17 protein-coding genes are annotated in these 15810 nt (G+C 67.6%); 3 read left to right on the top strand and 14 right to left on the bottom strand.

Going from position 1 to position 15810, the window contains the following annotated elements; genetic code table 11:
* Nucleotides 1-5: 5 nt before the first annotated feature.
* The 13 genes from ureC to hemN form a co-directional block, all read right to left on the bottom strand.
* Nucleotides 6-1712 (bottom strand): urease subunit alpha, encoded by a 1707-nt coding sequence (ureC, locus tag C7H84_RS21565; RefSeq protein WP_121860676.1) that lies wholly within the window; start codon nucleotides 1710-1712, stop codon nucleotides 6-8.
* Between the two features lie 28 nt (nucleotides 1713-1740).
* Nucleotides 1741-2046: an urease subunit beta gene (locus C7H84_RS21560; RefSeq protein WP_121860675.1), complete on the bottom strand. Its 306-nt coding sequence runs from the start codon at nucleotides 2044-2046 to the stop codon at nucleotides 1741-1743.
* A gap of 14 nt (nucleotides 2047-2060) precedes the next feature.
* A complete protein-coding gene (gene ureA / locus C7H84_RS21555; protein WP_006406310.1) occupies nucleotides 2061-2363 on the bottom strand; it encodes an urease subunit gamma in 303 nt (100 codons plus the stop codon).
* A gap of 245 nt (nucleotides 2364-2608) precedes the next feature.
* On the bottom strand, nucleotides 2609-3484 hold the full coding sequence (locus C7H84_RS21550; RefSeq protein WP_121860674.1) for an urease accessory protein UreD: 876 nt from the start codon (nucleotides 3482-3484) through the stop codon (nucleotides 2609-2611).
* 180 nt (nucleotides 3485-3664) lie between these two features.
* Nucleotides 3665-4357 carry an urea ABC transporter ATP-binding subunit UrtE gene (gene urtE / locus C7H84_RS21545; RefSeq protein WP_121860673.1) on the bottom strand — a complete coding sequence of 231 codons (693 nt, stop codon included), beginning with the start codon at nucleotides 4355-4357 and terminating at the stop codon, nucleotides 3665-3667.
* 4 nt (nucleotides 4358-4361) lie between these two features.
* Complete coding sequence (urtD, locus tag C7H84_RS21540) at nucleotides 4362-5219, bottom strand: urea ABC transporter ATP-binding protein UrtD (RefSeq protein WP_121860672.1); 858 nt, start codon at nucleotides 5217-5219, stop codon at nucleotides 4362-4364.
* Complete coding sequence (gene urtC, locus C7H84_RS21535) at nucleotides 5216-6406, bottom strand: urea ABC transporter permease subunit UrtC (RefSeq protein ID WP_121860671.1); 1191 nt, start codon at nucleotides 6404-6406, stop codon at nucleotides 5216-5218. Before urtC ends, urtD begins: the two co-directional genes overlap by 4 nt.
* Before the next feature lies 1 nt (nucleotide 6407).
* Nucleotides 6408-8027: an urea ABC transporter permease subunit UrtB gene (gene urtB / locus C7H84_RS21530; RefSeq protein WP_121860670.1), complete on the bottom strand. Its 1620-nt coding sequence runs from the start codon at nucleotides 8025-8027 to the stop codon at nucleotides 6408-6410.
* Between the two features lie 183 nt (nucleotides 8028-8210).
* Nucleotides 8211-9518, bottom strand: coding sequence for an urea ABC transporter substrate-binding protein (gene urtA, locus C7H84_RS21525; protein WP_121860669.1), 1308 nt, complete (start codon nucleotides 9516-9518; stop codon nucleotides 8211-8213).
* Nucleotides 9519-9885: 367 nt separating this feature from the next.
* A complete protein-coding gene (locus C7H84_RS21520; protein WP_006758748.1) occupies nucleotides 9886-10209 on the bottom strand; it encodes a rhodanese-like domain-containing protein in 324 nt (107 codons plus the stop codon).
* 11 nt (nucleotides 10210-10220) lie between these two features.
* Entirely contained in the window at nucleotides 10221-10877 is a 657-nt protein-coding gene (locus C7H84_RS21515; RefSeq protein ID WP_121860668.1) for a protein-L-isoaspartate O-methyltransferase, read from the bottom strand.
* A 104-nt stretch (nucleotides 10878-10981) separates the two neighbouring features.
* Complete coding sequence (locus C7H84_RS21510; RefSeq protein WP_121860667.1) at nucleotides 10982-11239, bottom strand: hypothetical protein; 258 nt, start codon at nucleotides 11237-11239, stop codon at nucleotides 10982-10984.
* Nucleotides 11240-11311: 72 nt separating this feature from the next.
* Nucleotides 11312-12703, bottom strand: coding sequence for an oxygen-independent coproporphyrinogen III oxidase (gene hemN, locus C7H84_RS21505; RefSeq protein WP_121860666.1), 1392 nt, complete (start codon nucleotides 12701-12703; stop codon nucleotides 11312-11314).
* A 170-nt stretch (nucleotides 12704-12873) separates the two neighbouring features.
* Between hemN and C7H84_RS21500 the strand changes: the two genes are divergently transcribed.
* From C7H84_RS21500 to C7H84_RS21490, 3 genes are all read left to right on the top strand, one after another.
* Complete coding sequence (locus C7H84_RS21500) at nucleotides 12874-13191, top strand: YkgJ family cysteine cluster protein (RefSeq protein WP_121860718.1); 318 nt, start codon at nucleotides 12874-12876, stop codon at nucleotides 13189-13191.
* Nucleotides 13192-13353: 162 nt separating this feature from the next.
* The gene (locus C7H84_RS21495) at nucleotides 13354-13935 is read left to right on the top strand and encodes a DUF1439 domain-containing protein (protein ID WP_121860665.1); all 582 of its coding nucleotides are present in this window, start codon (nucleotides 13354-13356) and stop codon (nucleotides 13933-13935) included.
* A 78-nt stretch (nucleotides 13936-14013) separates the two neighbouring features.
* Nucleotides 14014-14844 (top strand): undecaprenyl-diphosphate phosphatase, encoded by an 831-nt coding sequence (locus C7H84_RS21490; protein ID WP_121860664.1) that lies wholly within the window; start codon nucleotides 14014-14016, stop codon nucleotides 14842-14844.
* Between the two features lie 94 nt (nucleotides 14845-14938).
* Here the strand turns inward: C7H84_RS21490 and trmB are convergent, their stop codons facing one another.
* A complete protein-coding gene (gene trmB, locus C7H84_RS21485; RefSeq protein ID WP_121860663.1) occupies nucleotides 14939-15706 on the bottom strand; it encodes a tRNA (guanosine(46)-N7)-methyltransferase TrmB in 768 nt (255 codons plus the stop codon).
* Nucleotides 15707-15810: the final 104 nt, after the last annotated feature.

The following is a 15810-nucleotide window of genomic DNA, read 5'->3' as shown; positions in this document are numbered from 1 at the left end:
GGAAATCAGAACAGGAAATAGCGCTGCGCCATCGGCAGCACCGACGCCGGCTCGCAGGTGAGCAACTGGCCGTCGGCGATCACGTCGTAGGTTTCCGGATCGACGCTGATCGACGGGCGCCATGCGTTGTGGATCATGTCGGCCTTCGTCACGTTGCGGCAGTTGCGCACCGGCACGACGCGCTTCGCGAGCCCGTAGCGTTCCGCGATGCCCGCGTCGGCGGCCATCTGAGACACGAAGGTCAGCGACGTGCGCGCGAGCGCGCCGCCGCGTGTCGCGAACATCTCGCGATAGTGAACGGGCTGCGGCGTCGGGATCGACGCGTTCGGGTCGCCCATCTGCGCGACCGCGATCATCCCGCCCTTCAGGATCATCGACGGCTTGATCCCGAAGAACGCCGGTTCCCACAGCACGAGGTCGGCCCACTTGCCGGGTTCGATCGACCCGACTTCGTGCGCGATGCCGTGAGTAATCGCCGGGTTGATCGTGTACTTCGCGACGTAGCGCTTCGCGCGGAAGTTGTCGTTGCGCGTGTTGTCTTCCGGCAGCGCGCCGCGCTGCACCTTCATCTTGTGCGCGGTCTGCCACGTACGGATGATCACTTCGCCGACGCGGCCCATCGCCTGCGAGTCGGACGACAGCATCGACAGCGCGCCGAGATCGTGCAGGATGTCCTCGGCCGCGATCGTCTCGCGGCGGATTCGCGATTCGGCGAACGCGAGATCCTCGGCGATCGACGGATCGAGGTGATGGCACACCATCAGCATGTCGAGATGTTCGTCGAGCGTGTTGATCGTGTACGGGCGCGTCGGGTTGGTGGACGACGGCAGCACGTTCGCTTCGCCGCACACCTTCAGGATGTCGGGCGCATGGCCGCCGCCTGCCCCTTCGGTGTGGTACGTGTGGATCGTGCGGCCCTTGAACGCGGCGACCGTCGATTCGACGAAGCCGGCTTCGTTCAGCGTATCGGTGTGGATCGCGACCTGCGTGTCGGTGTCGTCGGCCACCGACAGGCAGTTGTCGATCGCCGCAGGCGTCGTGCCCCAGTCCTCGTGCAGCTTCAGGCCGATCGCGCCGGCCGCGATCTGCTCGACGAGCGGCTGCGGCAGGCTCGCGTTGCCCTTGCCGAGGAAGCCGAGGTTGATCGGCCAGCCGTCGGCCGCCTGCAGCATTCGCTCCATGTGCCACGGCCCCGGCGTGCAGGTCGTCGCGTTGGTGCCGGTGGCCGGCCCCGTGCCGCCGCCGAGCATCGTCGTGACGCCCGACGCAAGCGCTTCGTCGATCTGCTGCGGGCTGATGAAATGGATGTGCGTGTCGATGCCGCCCGCGGTCACGATCAGCCCTTCGCCGGCGATCACTTCGGTCGCGGCGCCGATCGCGATCGTCACGCCCGGTTGAATGTCCGGATTGCCGGCCTTGCCGATCGCGGCGATGCGGCCGTGCTTGATCGCGATGTCGGCCTTCACGATGCCCCAGTGATCGAGGATCACCGCGTTCGTGATGATCGTGTCGGGCACGTCGGCGGCCACGCGCTGCGACTGGCCCATGCCGTCGCGGATCACCTTCCCGCCGCCGAATTTCACTTCCTCGCCGTAAGTGGTGAAGTCGCGTTCGATCTCGATCAGCAGTTCGGTATCGGCGAGCCGCACGCGGTCGCCCGTCGTCGGCCCGAACATTTCCGCGTACGCGCGGCGGCTCAAGCGTAGTGTCATGTGCTGTTCCTGAAGAGCGGGGCGCGGCTTAAAGCGGCCCCATCACCTTGCCCTGAAAACCGTAGACGGCGCGATCGCCGGCCAGCTCGACCAGCTCGACGGTGCGCGTCTGGCCCGGCTCGAAGCGCACGGCCGTGCCGGCGGCGATGTTGAGCCGGAAGCCGCGCGCGGCCGCGCGGTCGAACGACAGCGCGTCGTTCACTTCGAAGAAGTGGTAGTGCGAGCCGACCTGCACCGGGCGGTCGCCGGTGTTCGCGACGACGAGCGAGCGCGTCGCGCGGCCCACGTTCAGTTCGTGTTCGCCGTCGTCGGTGAGGATTTCGCCGGGGATCATGCGCGGTACCTCGGTCAAGGAATCGGATGGTGGACGGTGACGAGCTTGGTGCCGTCGGGGAAGGTCGCCTCGACCTGGATGTCGGGGATCATCTCGGGCACGCCGTCCATCACGTCGTCGCGCGTGAGCAGCGTCGTGCCGTAGTGCATCACCTCGGCGACGGTCTTGCCGTCGCGCGCGGCTTCCATCAGCGCGGCGGTGATGAACGCGACCGCTTCCGGATAGTTGAGCTTCAGCCCGCGCGCGCGGCGACGCTCGGCCAGCAGTGCCGCCGTGAAGATCAGCAGCTTGTCCTTCTCTCGGGGAGTCAGTTTCATGAAGGCAGTCGTTCAGGAAAACGTAATTTTTGTCGGTGCGCGAGGCGGCGCGTCGGGCGCGGGTCATCGTAGCACCGCGCCATTTTTCGTGCGTCGTGTATTCGTAATGTAAGCAGCAAGGCGCGTGCCATGCCGATGGAACGTGCGGCGCTGCGCGTTCGTGGTGCGCGATGCATGGATTTCGCGCAAGGCATGCCGCAAACGGGGTGGCGCTGCGCCGGAATGGTGCGTGCCGTGCCGCGCGCTCAGGTTTGCCAGAGACGCAGCGGCCGCGCGTCGACGCCGTGCACGATCGGGCGCAAGTGAAGCCAGCAGTCGGTGAAGTGGCGCTGCAGCGCTTCCATCGACGTCGACATCGCGCGCACCAGCACGACGCCGGGCGTCACGCAGGTCGCGCCGGCGCGTAGCGTGTCGTCGAACGGCATCCGCGCGGCGAGCGTTTCGGCGAGTGCCGCATCGCACGCGGCGCCGGCCGCCCACAGCGTTCCGTACACGGGAAAGCCGGCGAGGCCCTGCAGTGCGCCGCGCAGCGGATCGTGCGCGGCGAGCAATGCACGCTCGGTCCACAGTGGCCGGCCGTCGGCATCGACGAGCGCCGACGCTGAAGCAATGCGGCCTGCCGCCCACGTTTCGCCGGCGGCCTGCCGGCCGAGCTGCGTCGCGTCCCAGCCGATCGCGCTCGCGCCGTTGCCGAGCGTCACCGTGAAGTCGAGCGCGGCGTGGGCCGCGTCGAAGAACAGGTTGTTCTGCGGCAGCCAGTCGAGCCTCGCGTTTGCACCGACCGTGATGCCGATGCGCTGCGTCGCGTCGAGGCCGTTCGATTTGTACCACTTGGTCGCGCCGGGCGTCGTCAGCACCGCGTGCGTGCCGTCGCCGAGCGTGATGTCGATGTCGAGCCGGTCGCCGCCCGCGACGCCGCCCGGCGGATGGACGATGACCGCGTGGCAGATCGCGTCGCCTTCCGGATACAGCGGCCGCTGCACGCGCAGCGGGCCGTCGTGCAGCCGACGCACGAGCGTCGTGCGCGCGCCGTGCCGTTCGAAGCCGAGTTCGAGACGGCCGCGCCACGACTTGGCGATGGCGGGGCGGGACAGCGGGGCGTGGGCGTCGGAGGCGGACATCGGCGGGAAGCTGGGGCGGGCGCGGAAACGAGGATGCTAACGCAACAATATACGCGTTGGCAGATGCATTGCCGAGGGCGCTTGGCACATGCACGGCCGTGCGGACGGTTGCCGGACATTCGCCCACCGCCCACCGCCCACCGCCCACCGGCATCGCACATCCCCTACCGCGTTGCCGCGCTACACCGCGATCAGCTCCCGCACGCCGTTCGCTTCCATATCGCGCGCATCGCCGCCCGCGACGACCTCGCCGCGGCTCATCACCCAATATCGGTCCGCGATCGAGCGCGCGAAATCGTAATACTGTTCGACGAGCAGCACGGTCATCTTCGATTCGTCGACGAGCTGGCGCAGCGTGCGGCCGATGTCCTGGATGATCGACGGCTGGATGCCTTCGGTCGGCTCGTCGAGGATCAGCAACTGCGGCTCGCTCATCAGCGCGCGGCCGATCGCGAGCTGCTGCTGCTGGCCGCCCGACAGGTCGCCGCCGCGTCGTGCGCGCATGTCCTTCAGTACCGGGAACAAATCATAGATGCGGTCGGGCACCTTCGACGGCGCCTTGCGGCTCGCCGCGCCGACGAGCAGGTTCTCCTCGACGGTGAGCCGCGGAAAGATGTCGCGCCCCTGCGGCACGTAAGCGAGCCCGGCCGCGACGCGCGCATACGGCGGCAGCGCGCCGAGCGGCGTGCCGCGCCACGACACGCTGCCGCTCTTCGCGGCGACGACGCCCATCAGGCAGCGCAGCAGCGTGCTCTTGCCGACGCCGTTGCGGCCGAGCAGCACGGTGAGCTTGCCGTCGTCGGCGGCGAGCGTCACGTTGCGCAGGATATGGCTGCCGCCGTAGTACTGGTTCAGTGCATCGATCTTCAGCATCGCATCATCGTCCGAGGTAAGACTCGATCACCGCGTCGTCGCGCTTGACCTGGTCGAGCGTGCCGTGCGCGAGCACCGCGCCTTCTGCCATCACCGTCACGCGGCCCGTGTCGCCCGCGAGCGCCGCGACGAACTCCATGTCGTGCTCGACGACCATCATCGAGCAGGTGCCGCGCAGCGTGTTCAGCAGCTTCGCCAGTTCCATCGTCTCGTGGTCGGTCATGCCGGCCGCCGGTTCGTCGAGCAGCAGCAGCGCGGGGCGCTGCATCAGCAGCATGCCGATCTCGAGCCGCTGCTTCTGCCCGTGCGACAGCTCGCCGGCCGCGCGGTACGCGTCGCTTTCGAGGCCGATCAACGCGAGCGTCTCCTCGATCTTCGCCTGCGCGGTGCGATCGAGCCGCGCGCGCAGCGACGCGAGCCAGCCCTTGTCGGTCTGCATCGCGAGTTCGAGGTTTTCCCACACCGGATGCTGTTCGAACACGGTCGGCTTCTGGAACTTGCGGCCGATCCCCGCGCGCGCAATTTCCGGCTCGTTCATGCGCGCGAGGTTGATGGTCTGGCCGAGAAACACCTTGCCCGCATCAGGCCGCGTCTTGCCGGTGATGACGTCCATCATCGTCGTCTTGCCGGCACCGTTCGGGCCGATCACGCAGCGCAGCTCGCCGACGTCGATCGCGAGCGACAGCTTGTTCAGCGCGCGAAAGCCGTCGAAGCTCACCTCGATGTCCTCGAGATAGAGGATCGTGCCGTGCGACGTGTCGATGCCGTCCGGCACCACGCGCCCCATCGATGCGGTGCCGCTGACGGTCAGCGCATCGGCTTCGGTCGGCGGCATGAACTGGTAGAGGGCCGTGCCGTTCATCGGCGTTTCCCCTTGGCGAGCAGCGTGTCGACGAGGCCCATGATCCCGCGCGGCAGCAGCAGCGGCACGAGCACGAAGATCAGGCCGAGAAAGAACAGCCAGTATTCGGCGAAGTACGCGGTGAAGAAACTCTTCGCGCCGTTCACCGCGAATGCGCCGACGATCGGCCCGATCAGCGTGCCGCGTCCGCCGACCGCAACCCAGATCGCCATTTCGATCGAGTTGCCGGGCGACATCTCGCCGGGATTGATGATGCCGACCTGCGGCACGTACAGCGCGCCCGCGATCCCGCACAGCACGGCCGACAGCGTCCATACGAACAGCTTGTATGCAAGCGGGCTGTAGCCGAGGAACATCAGCCGCGTCTCGCCGTCGCGTACCGCGGTCACGACGCGCCCGAGCTTGCTCGTGACGACCGCGCGCGCGGCGACGAACGCGAGCACCAGCGTCGCGAAGGTCAGCAGCAACAGCACCGTGCGCGTGCCGGGCGACGTGATCGGAAACCCGGCAATGCGCTTGAAGTCCGTGAAGCCGTTGTTGCCGCCGAAGCCCGTCTCGTTGCGAAAGAACAGCAGCATCGCGGCGAACGTCAGCGCCTGCGTGATGATCGACAGGTACACACCTTTCACGCGCGAGCGGAATGTGAAAAAGCCGAACACCCACGCGAGCACGGCCGGCACGAGCACGACCAGCGCGAGCGCCCATGCGAGATGCTGCGTGCCGCTCCAGTACCACGGCAGCTGATGCCAGTCGAGGAACACCATGAAGTCGGGCAGGTCGCTGCCGTACTTGCCGTCGCGGCCGATCTCGCGCATCAGGTACATGCCGATCGCATAGCCGCCGAGCGCGAAGAAGAGGCCGTGGCCGAGGCTCAGGATTCCGCAGTAGCCCCACACGAGGTCGAGCGCGAGCGCGGTGATCGCGTAGCACATCAGCTTGCCGGCGAGCGTCATCGCATACGCGGACAGATGGAACGCGCTCGACTCGGGCGCGACCAGCGCGGCGAGCGGCACGCCGATGCCGATCGCGATGCACAGCGCGACGAGTGCGAGCCACGCGCGGCGCGACAGCAGCGCAGGGCGGGGCGGCAGGCCGAGCGCGAATCCTTCCGCCGCGCGCGCGGCGGCAGTGGCCGGCTTCGGCGCGTCGGCGACCGGGTTCGACAACGAATCGCTGAATGAAGTCACGTCAAGCCTCCGCGCTGCGTCCCTTCGGGGCAAACATGCCCTGCGGACGTTTCTGGATGAACAGCACGATCATCACGAGCACCGCGATCTTCGCGAGCACGGCGCCCCAGAACGGCTCGATCGCCTTGCCGACGAGGCCGAGCCCGAAACCGCCGAGCACGGTGCCGGCGATCTGCCCGACACCGCCGAGCACGACCGCCATGAACGAATCGATGATGTAGTTCTGCCCGAGGTCGGGCCCCACGTTGCCGATCTGCGACAGCGCGCAGCCGCCGAGGCCCGCGATGCCCGCGCCGAACGCGAACGCATACGCGTCGACGCGTGCGGTCTTCACGCCGACGCAGGCGGCCATCCGCCGGTTCTGCGTGACCGCGCGCACGAACAGGCCGAGCCGCGTCTTCGTCAGCACGGCCCATGCGACGAACACCACGGCGAGCGCGAACGCGAGGATCGCGAGCCGGTTGTACGGCAGGATCAGGTTCTGCATCACGGTCACGCCGCCGCTCATCCACGACGGGTTCACGACCTGCACGTTCTGCGCGCCGAACAGCATGCGGGTCGCCTGGATCAGGATGAGGCTCACGCCGAAGGTCGCGAGCAGCGTCTCGAGCGGGCGCCCGTACAGATGCCGCAGCACGAGCCGTTCGAGCACGATGCCGACGAGCGCGGCCGCCGCGAACGACACGGGCACGGCGACGAGCGGATACCAGTCGAACGCGGCCGGCGCATAGCGCTGGATCAGCGTCTGCACCACATAGGTTGCGTACGCACCGATCATCAGGAACTCGCCGTGCGCCATGTTGATCACGCCGATCAGCCCGTACGTGATCGCGAGACCGAGCGCCGCGAGCAGCAGCACGCTGCCGAGCGACAGGCCCGCGAATACGGTGCCGACGATCTCGCCGCGGCGCTGCAGCGTGTGCAGTGCATCGAGCCCTTGCTGCGCGGCGTCGCGCACGCGCGCGTCGGGTTCCGTGTAGCTGCCGTCGGCGTTCTTCGCGACGAGCGGGCGCAGTTGTTCGATCATGTCGAGATCCTGGCGCGCGGCCACGACCTGCACGGCTTCGAGACGCTTCGCCGGATCGGCATCGTGCAGCGCGGCGATCGCCCACAGGGCATCGAGGCGACGCTTCAATGCCGGATCGGTTTCCTTCGCGCGGGCACGATCGATCATCGGCTTGAGCGCCGGGTCGGGTGACTTCAGCAGCGCGTCGATCGCGTCGCGCCGCGCGGCCACGTCGGGCGATGCCAGCGCGAGACCCGACAGCGCGCCGGCGATCTTCGTGCGCAGCAGGTTGTTCAGCATCACGGGCTGCGCGTCGCCGGCTGGTGTCGCGGCCTGCGTGAGCGCGTCGCGCGCGGTGTCGCCGGTCTGGATCAGCAGCCGGCCGTCGCCGGTGGCAAGCGCGTCGCCGGTCGACAGCGCGTTGAGCAACGCGACGGCGCGCGGATCGGTATCGGCGGCAAGGTGTTCGATCGCGGCCGTTTTGGCATCGAAGTCGTCGCCGGCGAGCGCGGCGGTATCGGCGGCCGTCAGCGCGAATGCGGCGCGCGGCAGCGCGCAAGCCAGCGCAGCGCACGCGACGATCGCAGCGACGGTCCGGTGAAAGCGTATCGGCATCGGAATTCCTGTCAGGCGTGGAGAAGCGCTCTCACGCAGTGGCATGACGGCTGCGGCGTCGGTAATGGCGACGGCGCTTCATGCCGTCGCACCGACGCGCCGGGTTCGACGCTCTGCCGCCGCGCAAGCCACGAGCCGCGCGCGGCCGGGACGCTGCACGTGCGCGCAACGCCCCGCATCGCATCAGACGAGCGCCGCGCGCTGCCGGCGCAGGAACGCCGGAATCGAGCTGACGATGTCCGGCTTGCCTTGATTGCCTGCGATGAACGGGCTCCACGGCTGCGCGCGCACGGCCGTCTTCGTCTTCCACACGACATTGAACTGCCCGTCGCCGCGGATCTCGCCGATCATCACCGGCTTGTGCAGGTGGTGGTTGCCGTCCATCGAGAGCGTGAAGCCCGACGGTGCGACGACGGTCTGGCCGATCATCGCGACGCGCACCTTGTCGACGTCGGTGCTCTTTGCCTTCTCGACGGCCTGCTTCCACATGTGGATGCCGACAAAGGTCGCTTCCATCGGATCGTTGGTCACGCGCTTCGCGCCGCCGGGCAGGTTGTTCGCCTTGACCCATGCGGCGAACTGGTCCTTGAACTTCGTGTTGGTCGGGTTCTTCACCGACATGAAGTAGTTCCATGCGGCGAGATGGCCGACGAGCGGCTTCGTGTCGATCCCGCGCAGCTCTTCCTCGCCGACCGAGAACGCAACCACCGGCACGTCGGTCGCCTTGATCCCCTGGTTGCCGAGTTCCTTGTAGAACGGCACGTTCGAATCGCCGTTGATCGTCGAGATCACGGTCGTCTTGCCGCCCTGCGCGAAGGTCTTGATGTTCGCGACGATGGTCTGGTAATCGCTGTGGCCGAACGGCGTGTAGACCTCCTGAATGTCGGCGTCCTTCACGCCTTTCGATTTCAGGAACGCACGCAGGATCTTGTTGGTCGTGCGCGGATACACGTAGTCGGTGCCGAGCAGGAAGAAGCGCTTCGCGCCGCCGCCTTCGGCGCCCATCAGGTACTCGACGGCCGGAATCGCCTGCTGGTTCGGCGCGGCGCCCGTGTAGAACACGTTGCGCGACATTTCCTCGCCTTCATATTGCACCGGGTAGTAGAGCAGCCCGTTCAGCTCCTCGAACACCGGCAGCACCGACTTGCGCGACACCGACGTCCAGCAGCCGAACACGCACGCGACCTTGTCCTGCGTGAGCAGCTGGCGCGCCTTTTCGGCGAAAAGCGGCCAGTTCGACGCGGGATCGACGACCACCGGCTCGAGCTTGCGGCCCAGCACGCCGCCGCTCTTGTTGATGTCGGCGATCGTCATCAGCGCCGTGTCCTTCAGCGACGTTTCGGAGATCGCCATCGTGCCCGACAGCGAATGCAGGATGCCGACCTTGATCGGGCCGGTGCCCGCATCGGCCGCGTGCGCGAACGGACTCTTGCCTGCCAGCGCGAGCGCACCGGCCATAGAACCGAACTTCAGCAGACTGCGACGTTTCATCGGTATCCCCTTGACGTGTTGGTTGTGTGCGCGCCGTGAAGGCGCCCGCATGGGGATAACGCAAGGCATGTGCCAGTCGCGCGGATGCACGCCTGGCGTGCCTCGGCGGCAACGGATGAAGCGTCGGCGCGGTGCGCATGACGCGTCGTGCAGCATGCGCGATCCTTCGCGGTGCAGTCGCGCGGGCGCAAATGGTGCACGGCGTCTGCTCGGGTTGGTATGCGGAAGGGGGGCGAAGCGAAAGCAGAAACGGAAACGGGCGCGCAATGCGCACCCGTTTGGTGGATTCGTACGACCAGCGGCAACGCGCCGTTCGACGTGGCGGCGCGCGATGCGCCGCGGGGGAGGTCAGTAAGCGGTCAGTGACTCAGTAGCGCGGCACGGACGGATCGACGTCGCGCGACCACGCGTCGATACCACCCTGCAGGTTGTACAGCTTCGTGAAGCCGCGCGATTCGAGGAACATCGCGACCTGCGCGCTGCGCATCCCGTGGTGACATACGCAGACGATTTCCGCTTCGTCGTCGAGCTCCTCGCTGCGCGCGGGAATCTGCTGCATCGGGATCGACACGCTGCCGGCGATCTGCGCGGTCGAGATTTCCCACGGCTCGCGCACGTCGAGCACGACCGGCGCGGGGCGCGCCGGATCGCGAAGCCATTCCGCGAGCATCGCGGGCGTCAGGATCTGCATGGGGCCGCCGCTCAGAACTTGAAGCGCGACGGTTCGATCGCGTTGACGAGGTGGTCGACGTAGGTTTCGAACACGTCGGCGACACGGTACTGCTTGTCGTCGATGCGCGTGATGATCTGCGCCTTCATCACCGGACGGCCGCCGACGAACGCCGACAGGCGGCCGCCGACCTTCAGCTGTTCGAGCATCTGCTGCGGCACCACGGGCAGGCCGCCCGCGACGCAGATCACGTCGTACGGCGCCTTGTCGGGCCAGCCGAGCGAGCCGTCGCCGAGCGCGACTTCCGCGTTCGTCACGCCGTCGTTGCGCAGGTTGTCTTCCGCGAACTTCGCGATGGCCGGATCGATCTCGACGGCCGTCACGTGCTGCGCGCGATGCGCGAACAGCGCGGCGAGGTAGCCGGAGCCCGCGCCGATCACGAGTACGTTCTCGTGCTTCTTGACCGCCAGTTCCTGCAGCACGCGCGCTTCGACGCGCGGGAACAGCATCTTGGTGCGGCCGCCGGGCAGCGGCAGCTCGAGGTCGGCGAACGCGAGATCGCGGTGTTCGGGCGACACGTAGTTTTCACGCTTGACGATCGACAGCAGGCCCAGGACGTCGAGATCCAGCACGTCCCACGGCCGGATCTGTTGTTCGATCATGTTGAAACGCGCGTTTTCGATATTCATGGTGTGGTCAGGCAGCCAGATCGGCCATCAGCGGGGATAGAGAAACTTCGTGATTGTACCAAACGGGGCGGCCGGGAAGCCTTCAGACGGCCTGCAACAGACCTTTACCCCTTGCTCTTCTTGATCTGCGCCTCGAATGCGAGGTCGAGCTTGCTGGCCTTGCGCGGCTTCTTGGGGCCGAATTCGTCGACGAACTTGACGAATTCGTCGAGCGGCAGCGGCTCGCTGCGTTTCTGGGCGGTGCCGCCGGAACGGTCGACCAGGTAGAACAGGCCGCCGGCCATCATGACGACCGCGAACTGCGGGTTGCCGGAGCGGGTCTTCAGGCGTTCGACTGCGTTGGTTGCCTTGGTGGTGCGCATGGTGCGGGTTCTTGCAGGGGCGGAGAGCCCCTTACTGTATCAAACCGGCCGCCCGCCCGCGGCCGCGCTGCGTCAGACGGTGCGCGAGTAGCGCTGGCGCGGCGTCTGGCCGAGGTACGCATCGAACGCCATCGCGATGTTGCGCACGACCATCCGGCCTGCCGGGTGGATCGTCAGGCGGTCGCCGGCGACGCTCAGTAGCCCGTCCTGCTCGAACCCGCGCAGCGCGTCCAGCTCGCGCGCGAAGTGATCGGCGAAGCGGATGCCGTGCGCGGCCTCGATGTGCGAGAACGGCAGTTCGAGGTTGCACATCAACTGGGTAATCACGTCGCGGCGCAGCCGGTCGTCGGCCGTGAGCCGCACGCCGCGCGCGATCGGCAGCCGGCCTGCGTCGAGCGCGGCGCCGTAGGCGGGCAGGTCCTTCGCGTTCTGCGCATAGACGTCGCCGACCTTGCCGATCGACGACACGCCGAAGCCGACCAGGTCGGTATCCGCGCGCGTGCTGTAGCCCTGGAAATTGCGCTGCAGCGTGCCGTTGCGCTGCGCGCGCACGAGCTCGTCGGACGGCCGCGCGAAGTGATCCATCCCGACGTACACGTAGCCGGCCGAGGTCAGCATGTCGATCGCGAGGCCGAGCAGCGCGACGCGCGTGGCGGGCGGCGGCAGCGCCGCATCGTCGATCTGCCGCTGCATCTTGAACAGATGCGGCATGTGCGCGTAGCCGAATACCGACAGGCGGTCCGGCGCGAGTTCGATGATCGTTTCGAGCGTGCGCGCGAACACGGCGACCGTCTGGTGCGGCAGCCCGTAGATCAGGTCGACGCTGACCGAATGGAAGCCCGTCGCGCGCGCGGCCGACAGCAGGTCGGCCGTCATCGCGAGCGGCTGGACCCGGTTGATCGCCTGCTGCACGACCGGATCGAAATCCTGCACGCCGAGGCTCAGCCGGTTGAAGCCGATGTTGCGCAGATGCACGAGCGTCGCCGGCGTGACCGTGCGCGGGTCGATCTCGATCGAGAATTCGGCGTCGGCATCCGGTGCCAGCGTGAAATGCTCGCGCGTGGCCGCCATCAGCTCGGCCGTTTCCGCATCCGACAGGAAGGTCGGCGTGCCGCCGCCCCAGTGAAGTTGCGTGACGGGGCGCGCGGGATCGAACAGCGCGGCCTGCAGCGCCAGCTCGCGCTTCAGTTGCTCCAGATACGGGCGCGCGCGACGGTGGTTGTTGGTCGCGATCTTGTTGCAGCCGCAATAGAAGCAGGCCGTGTTGCAGAACGGGATATGGAAGTACAGCGACAGATCGCTCGACGATGCGCCGGGGTCGCCGGCGGCGCGCACGTAGTCGGCCGGGTCGAAGTCCTCGCGGAACTGCAGCGCGGTGGGGTACGACGTATAGCGCGGCCCGTTCGCGCCGTACTTCGCGAGCAAATCGGGACGGAACAGTGTGTCGGCAGAACCGGAACTCATGATGGTCTCGCGCTTTTCAGATGCCTTCGAGTATATAAACGCGCGTTTCGGCGGCATTGTGTAATAACGTCGCAGCCGGCGGTGGCACAATGCGCGGTGGGCTGCCGCGTACCGCGTCCGGTTGCCGCACCGTTTTCGTTGTCTGTCGAGAGAGCCGAGTGTCCGTCGAAATGCCTGTCCGTCCGGCGCCCGCCGATGTCCCGCCGCCGCACGCGTGTCGTGAAGGATGCGGCGCGTGCTGCATCGCGCCGTCGATTTCATCGCCGATTCCGGGGATGCCCGACGGCAAGCCGGCCGGCGTGCGCTGCGTGCAGCTCGGCGACGATCTGCGCTGCCGGATCTTCGGCCGGCCCGAGCGTCCCGCGTGCTGTTCCGGGTTGCAGCCATCCGCCGAGATGTGCGGCGAGTCGCGCGACGACGCGCTCGCGTGGCTCACGCGCCTCGAGGTCGCGACGCTGCCGTCGCCCGGCGCCGGTGCGGGCCGCTAGGCGCGCGACCGCATTGCCTTGCCTTGCCGCCTCGTCGCCATTCATCGCGCGGTGCACGGAACCGGCAGCCTGCGCCGCGGTACTAACTTCGGTCCGCGGCGCCCGATGATCCGGAGCCGATAGCCCGGCTGCCCCGTCGCCCGATACAGGAGATTGTCCAGCATGACCGCATCTTGCACGCCCCGCCGGCGCCGTTTCCTCGCCGTCTGCGCCGGCGCCATCGGCGTGTCGGTATCGCTCGCCGCGTGCGCGTCGACGTTCCCGTTCATCCCCGATCACTACACCTTCTCGCGCGGCGACGTGCAGAAAGCCGTCGCACGCAAGTTCCCGTACCAGAAGACGGTCGCGCAGATCGTCGACGTATCGCTCGCGAATCCCGCCGTGAACCTGCTGCCCGACCAGAACCGCGTCGCCGTGCAGCTCGACGCGCATTTCGCGAGTCCGTTGCTGCGCGCACCGGTGAGCGGCAAGTTCACCGTGTCGGGCCAGTTGGCCTACGACGCGCCGAGCCGCTCGGTCGTGCTGAAGGCGCCGGCCGTCGACAGCCTCGTGCTCGACGGCGATGCGCAGATGTACGCCCAGCAGATCAGCGCGGCCGCGGGCTTGCTTGCGACCCAGGCGCTGACCAACTATCCGATCTACACGTTCAAGCCCGAGCAACTGCAATTTGCCGGGGTCAACTACGAACCCGGTACAATTACGATTCTTACAAACGGCATACGCGTGGCGATCGTCGAAAAGTGACGGTGTACCGCGCGCGGCCGGGCGGGCCGCGGCGGTGACGCGGCCCTTTCTTTCGACCACTTCGGAGTTGGGCCACGGATGGACTGGATCCTGATCTGCAAGGCATTGATCCTCGGCGTCGTCGAGGGACTGACGGAATTCCTCCCGGTGTCGAGCACCGGTCACCTGATCGTCGCGGGCAGCTTCCTCAACTTCAACGACGCGCACGCGAAAACCTTCGACGTCGTGATCCAGTTCGGCGCGATCCTCGCCGTCTGCTGGGAATACCGCCAGCGGATCGTGTCCATCGTGACCGGCTTGCCGAGCCGGCCCGACGCGCAGCGCTTCACGCTCAATGTCGTGATCGCGACCATTCCCGCGATCGCGCTCGGCCTGCTGTTCGAGAAGAAGATCAAGGCCGTGCTGTTCTCGCCGGTGCCGGTCGCGTTCGCGCTCGTCGTCGGCGGCGCGATCATCCTGTGGGCCGAGGCGCGGCAGCGCGAACGCACCGAGCCGCCGCGCGTGCAGTCGATCGATGCGCTCACGCCGCTCGACGCGCTGAAGGTCGGCATCGCGCAATGCTTCGCGCTGGTGCCCGGCATGTCGCGTTCGGGCTCGACGATCATCGGCGGGATGCTGTTCGGGCTCGACCGGCGTGTCGCAACCGAATTCTCGTTCTTCCTCGCGATTCCGATCATCTTCGGCGCGACGCTCTATGAAACCGTCAAGGACTGGCAGGCGTTCACCGTCGATTCGCTCGGCCTGTTCGCGCTCGGGCTCGTCGCCGCGTTCGTCAGCGCGTTCGTGTGCGTGCGCTGGCTGCTGCGGTTCGTCGCGACGCACGACTTCACCGTGTTCGCGTGGTACCGGATCGTGTTCGGCCTGTTCGTGTTGCTCGTGGGGTACAGCGGCTGGCTGAACTGGGCGTGATGCGGGCGCGGACGCAATCGCGCTTCCCATGACAAACGGCCCAATCGGCAGATGCCGGTTGGGCCGTTTTGCGTTGCGCGGCTGTGCGTCGTGCTCAGCCGGCGCGCTTGCGGAACACCAAGTCCCACACGCCGTGACCGAGCCGCAGCCCGCGCCGTTCGAACTTCGTGACAGGGCGGTAGTCGGGGCGCGGCGCGTAGTCGGCGGCGGTGTTTTCGAGCGTCGGTTCGGCGCCGAGCACTTCCAGCATCTGTTCCGCGTAGTTCTGCCAGTCGGTCGCGCAATGCAGGTACGCGCCCGGCTTCAGCCGCGACGCGAGGTGCGCGACGAGCGGCGGCTGGATCAACCGGCGCTTGTGGTGCCGCGCCTTGTGCCACGGATCCGGGAAGAAGATGTGCACGCCGTCGAGGCTTTCCGGCGCGAGCATGTGCTCGAGCACTTCGACCGCGTCGTGCTGGATGATGCGGATGTTCGGCAGGTCCTGCTCGCCGATCAGCTTCAGCAGCGCGCCGACGCCCGGCTCGTGCACCTCGACGCCGAGGAAGTCGTCGCCCGGGCGATGCGCGGCGATTTCCGCGGTCGATGCGCCCATGCCGAAGCCGATCTCCAGGATGCGCGGTGCGCGGCGGCCGAACACGGCATCCCAGTCGGGGATTTCCGCCGCGTACGGCACGACGAAGCGCGGGCCGAGATCGTCGAGCGCGCGGCGCTGGCCGGTCGACACGCGGCCGGCGCGCGTCACGAAGCTGCGGATGCGGCGGCGGTGCAGCGGATTGACTTCGTCGGCGCCGTCGGCGGCTTGGTCGGGAAGGTCGGCGTCGTGCGGCGGCAGGCCGGCTTCGTTCGGATCGTCGTGCATCATCGGTACGGAAAGGCTCGGTTGCGGGCGAGGGCCCGTTGCGCGTAGCAGTGCGCCGGGTGATCGGGCACATGGTACAAAAAAGCCGCCTTCGACGAGGCGGCTCA

It is taken from the genome of Burkholderia sp. Nafp2/4-1b, from assembly GCF_003635165.1.
Lineage (GTDB): Bacteria > Pseudomonadota > Gammaproteobacteria > Burkholderiales > Burkholderiaceae > Burkholderia.
The sequence above is the reverse complement of the archived record's forward strand: the minus strand, read 5'-3'. Positions and strand labels throughout refer to the sequence as shown.

Bases quoted from the DNA above. Each gene is read 5' to 3' on its own strand.
- ureC (WP_121860676.1), bottom strand. From the start codon at position 1,712: ATGACACTACGCTTGAGCCGCCGCGCGTACGCGGAAATGTTCGGGCCG.
- C7H84_RS21560 (WP_121860675.1), bottom strand. From the start codon at position 2,046: ATGATCCCCGGCGAAATCCTCACCGACGACGGCGAACACGAACTGAAC.
- ureA (WP_006406310.1), bottom strand. From the start codon at position 2,363: ATGAAACTGACTCCCCGAGAGAAGGACAAGCTGCTGATCTTCACGGCG.
- C7H84_RS21550 (WP_121860674.1), bottom strand. From the start codon at position 3,484: ATGTCCGCCTCCGACGCCCACGCCCCGCTGTCCCGCCCCGCCATCGCC.
- urtE (WP_121860673.1), bottom strand. From the start codon at position 4,357: ATGCTGAAGATCGATGCACTGAACCAGTACTACGGCGGCAGCCATATC.
- urtD (WP_121860672.1), bottom strand. From the start codon at position 5,219: ATGAACGGCACGGCCCTCTACCAGTTCATGCCGCCGACCGAAGCCGAT.
- urtB (WP_121860670.1), bottom strand. From the start codon at position 8,027: ATGCCGATACGCTTTCACCGGACCGTCGCTGCGATCGTCGCGTGCGCT.
- urtA (WP_121860669.1), bottom strand. From the start codon at position 9,518: ATGAAACGTCGCAGTCTGCTGAAGTTCGGTTCTATGGCCGGTGCGCTC.
- C7H84_RS21520 (WP_006758748.1), bottom strand. From the start codon at position 10,209: ATGCAGATCCTGACGCCCGCGATGCTCGCGGAATGGCTTCGCGATCCG.
- C7H84_RS21515 (WP_121860668.1), bottom strand. From the start codon at position 10,877: ATGAATATCGAAAACGCGCGTTTCAACATGATCGAACAACAGATCCGG.
- C7H84_RS21510 (WP_121860667.1), bottom strand. From the start codon at position 11,239: ATGCGCACCACCAAGGCAACCAACGCAGTCGAACGCCTGAAGACCCGC.
- hemN (WP_121860666.1), bottom strand. From the start codon at position 12,703: ATGAGTTCCGGTTCTGCCGACACACTGTTCCGTCCCGATTTGCTCGCG.
- C7H84_RS21500 (WP_121860718.1), top strand. From the start codon at position 12,874: ATGCCTGTCCGTCCGGCGCCCGCCGATGTCCCGCCGCCGCACGCGTGT.
- C7H84_RS21495 (WP_121860665.1), top strand. From the start codon at position 13,354: ATGACCGCATCTTGCACGCCCCGCCGGCGCCGTTTCCTCGCCGTCTGC.
- C7H84_RS21490 (WP_121860664.1), top strand. From the start codon at position 14,014: ATGGACTGGATCCTGATCTGCAAGGCATTGATCCTCGGCGTCGTCGAG.
- trmB (WP_121860663.1), bottom strand. From the start codon at position 15,706: ATGATGCACGACGATCCGAACGAAGCCGGCCTGCCGCCGCACGACGCC.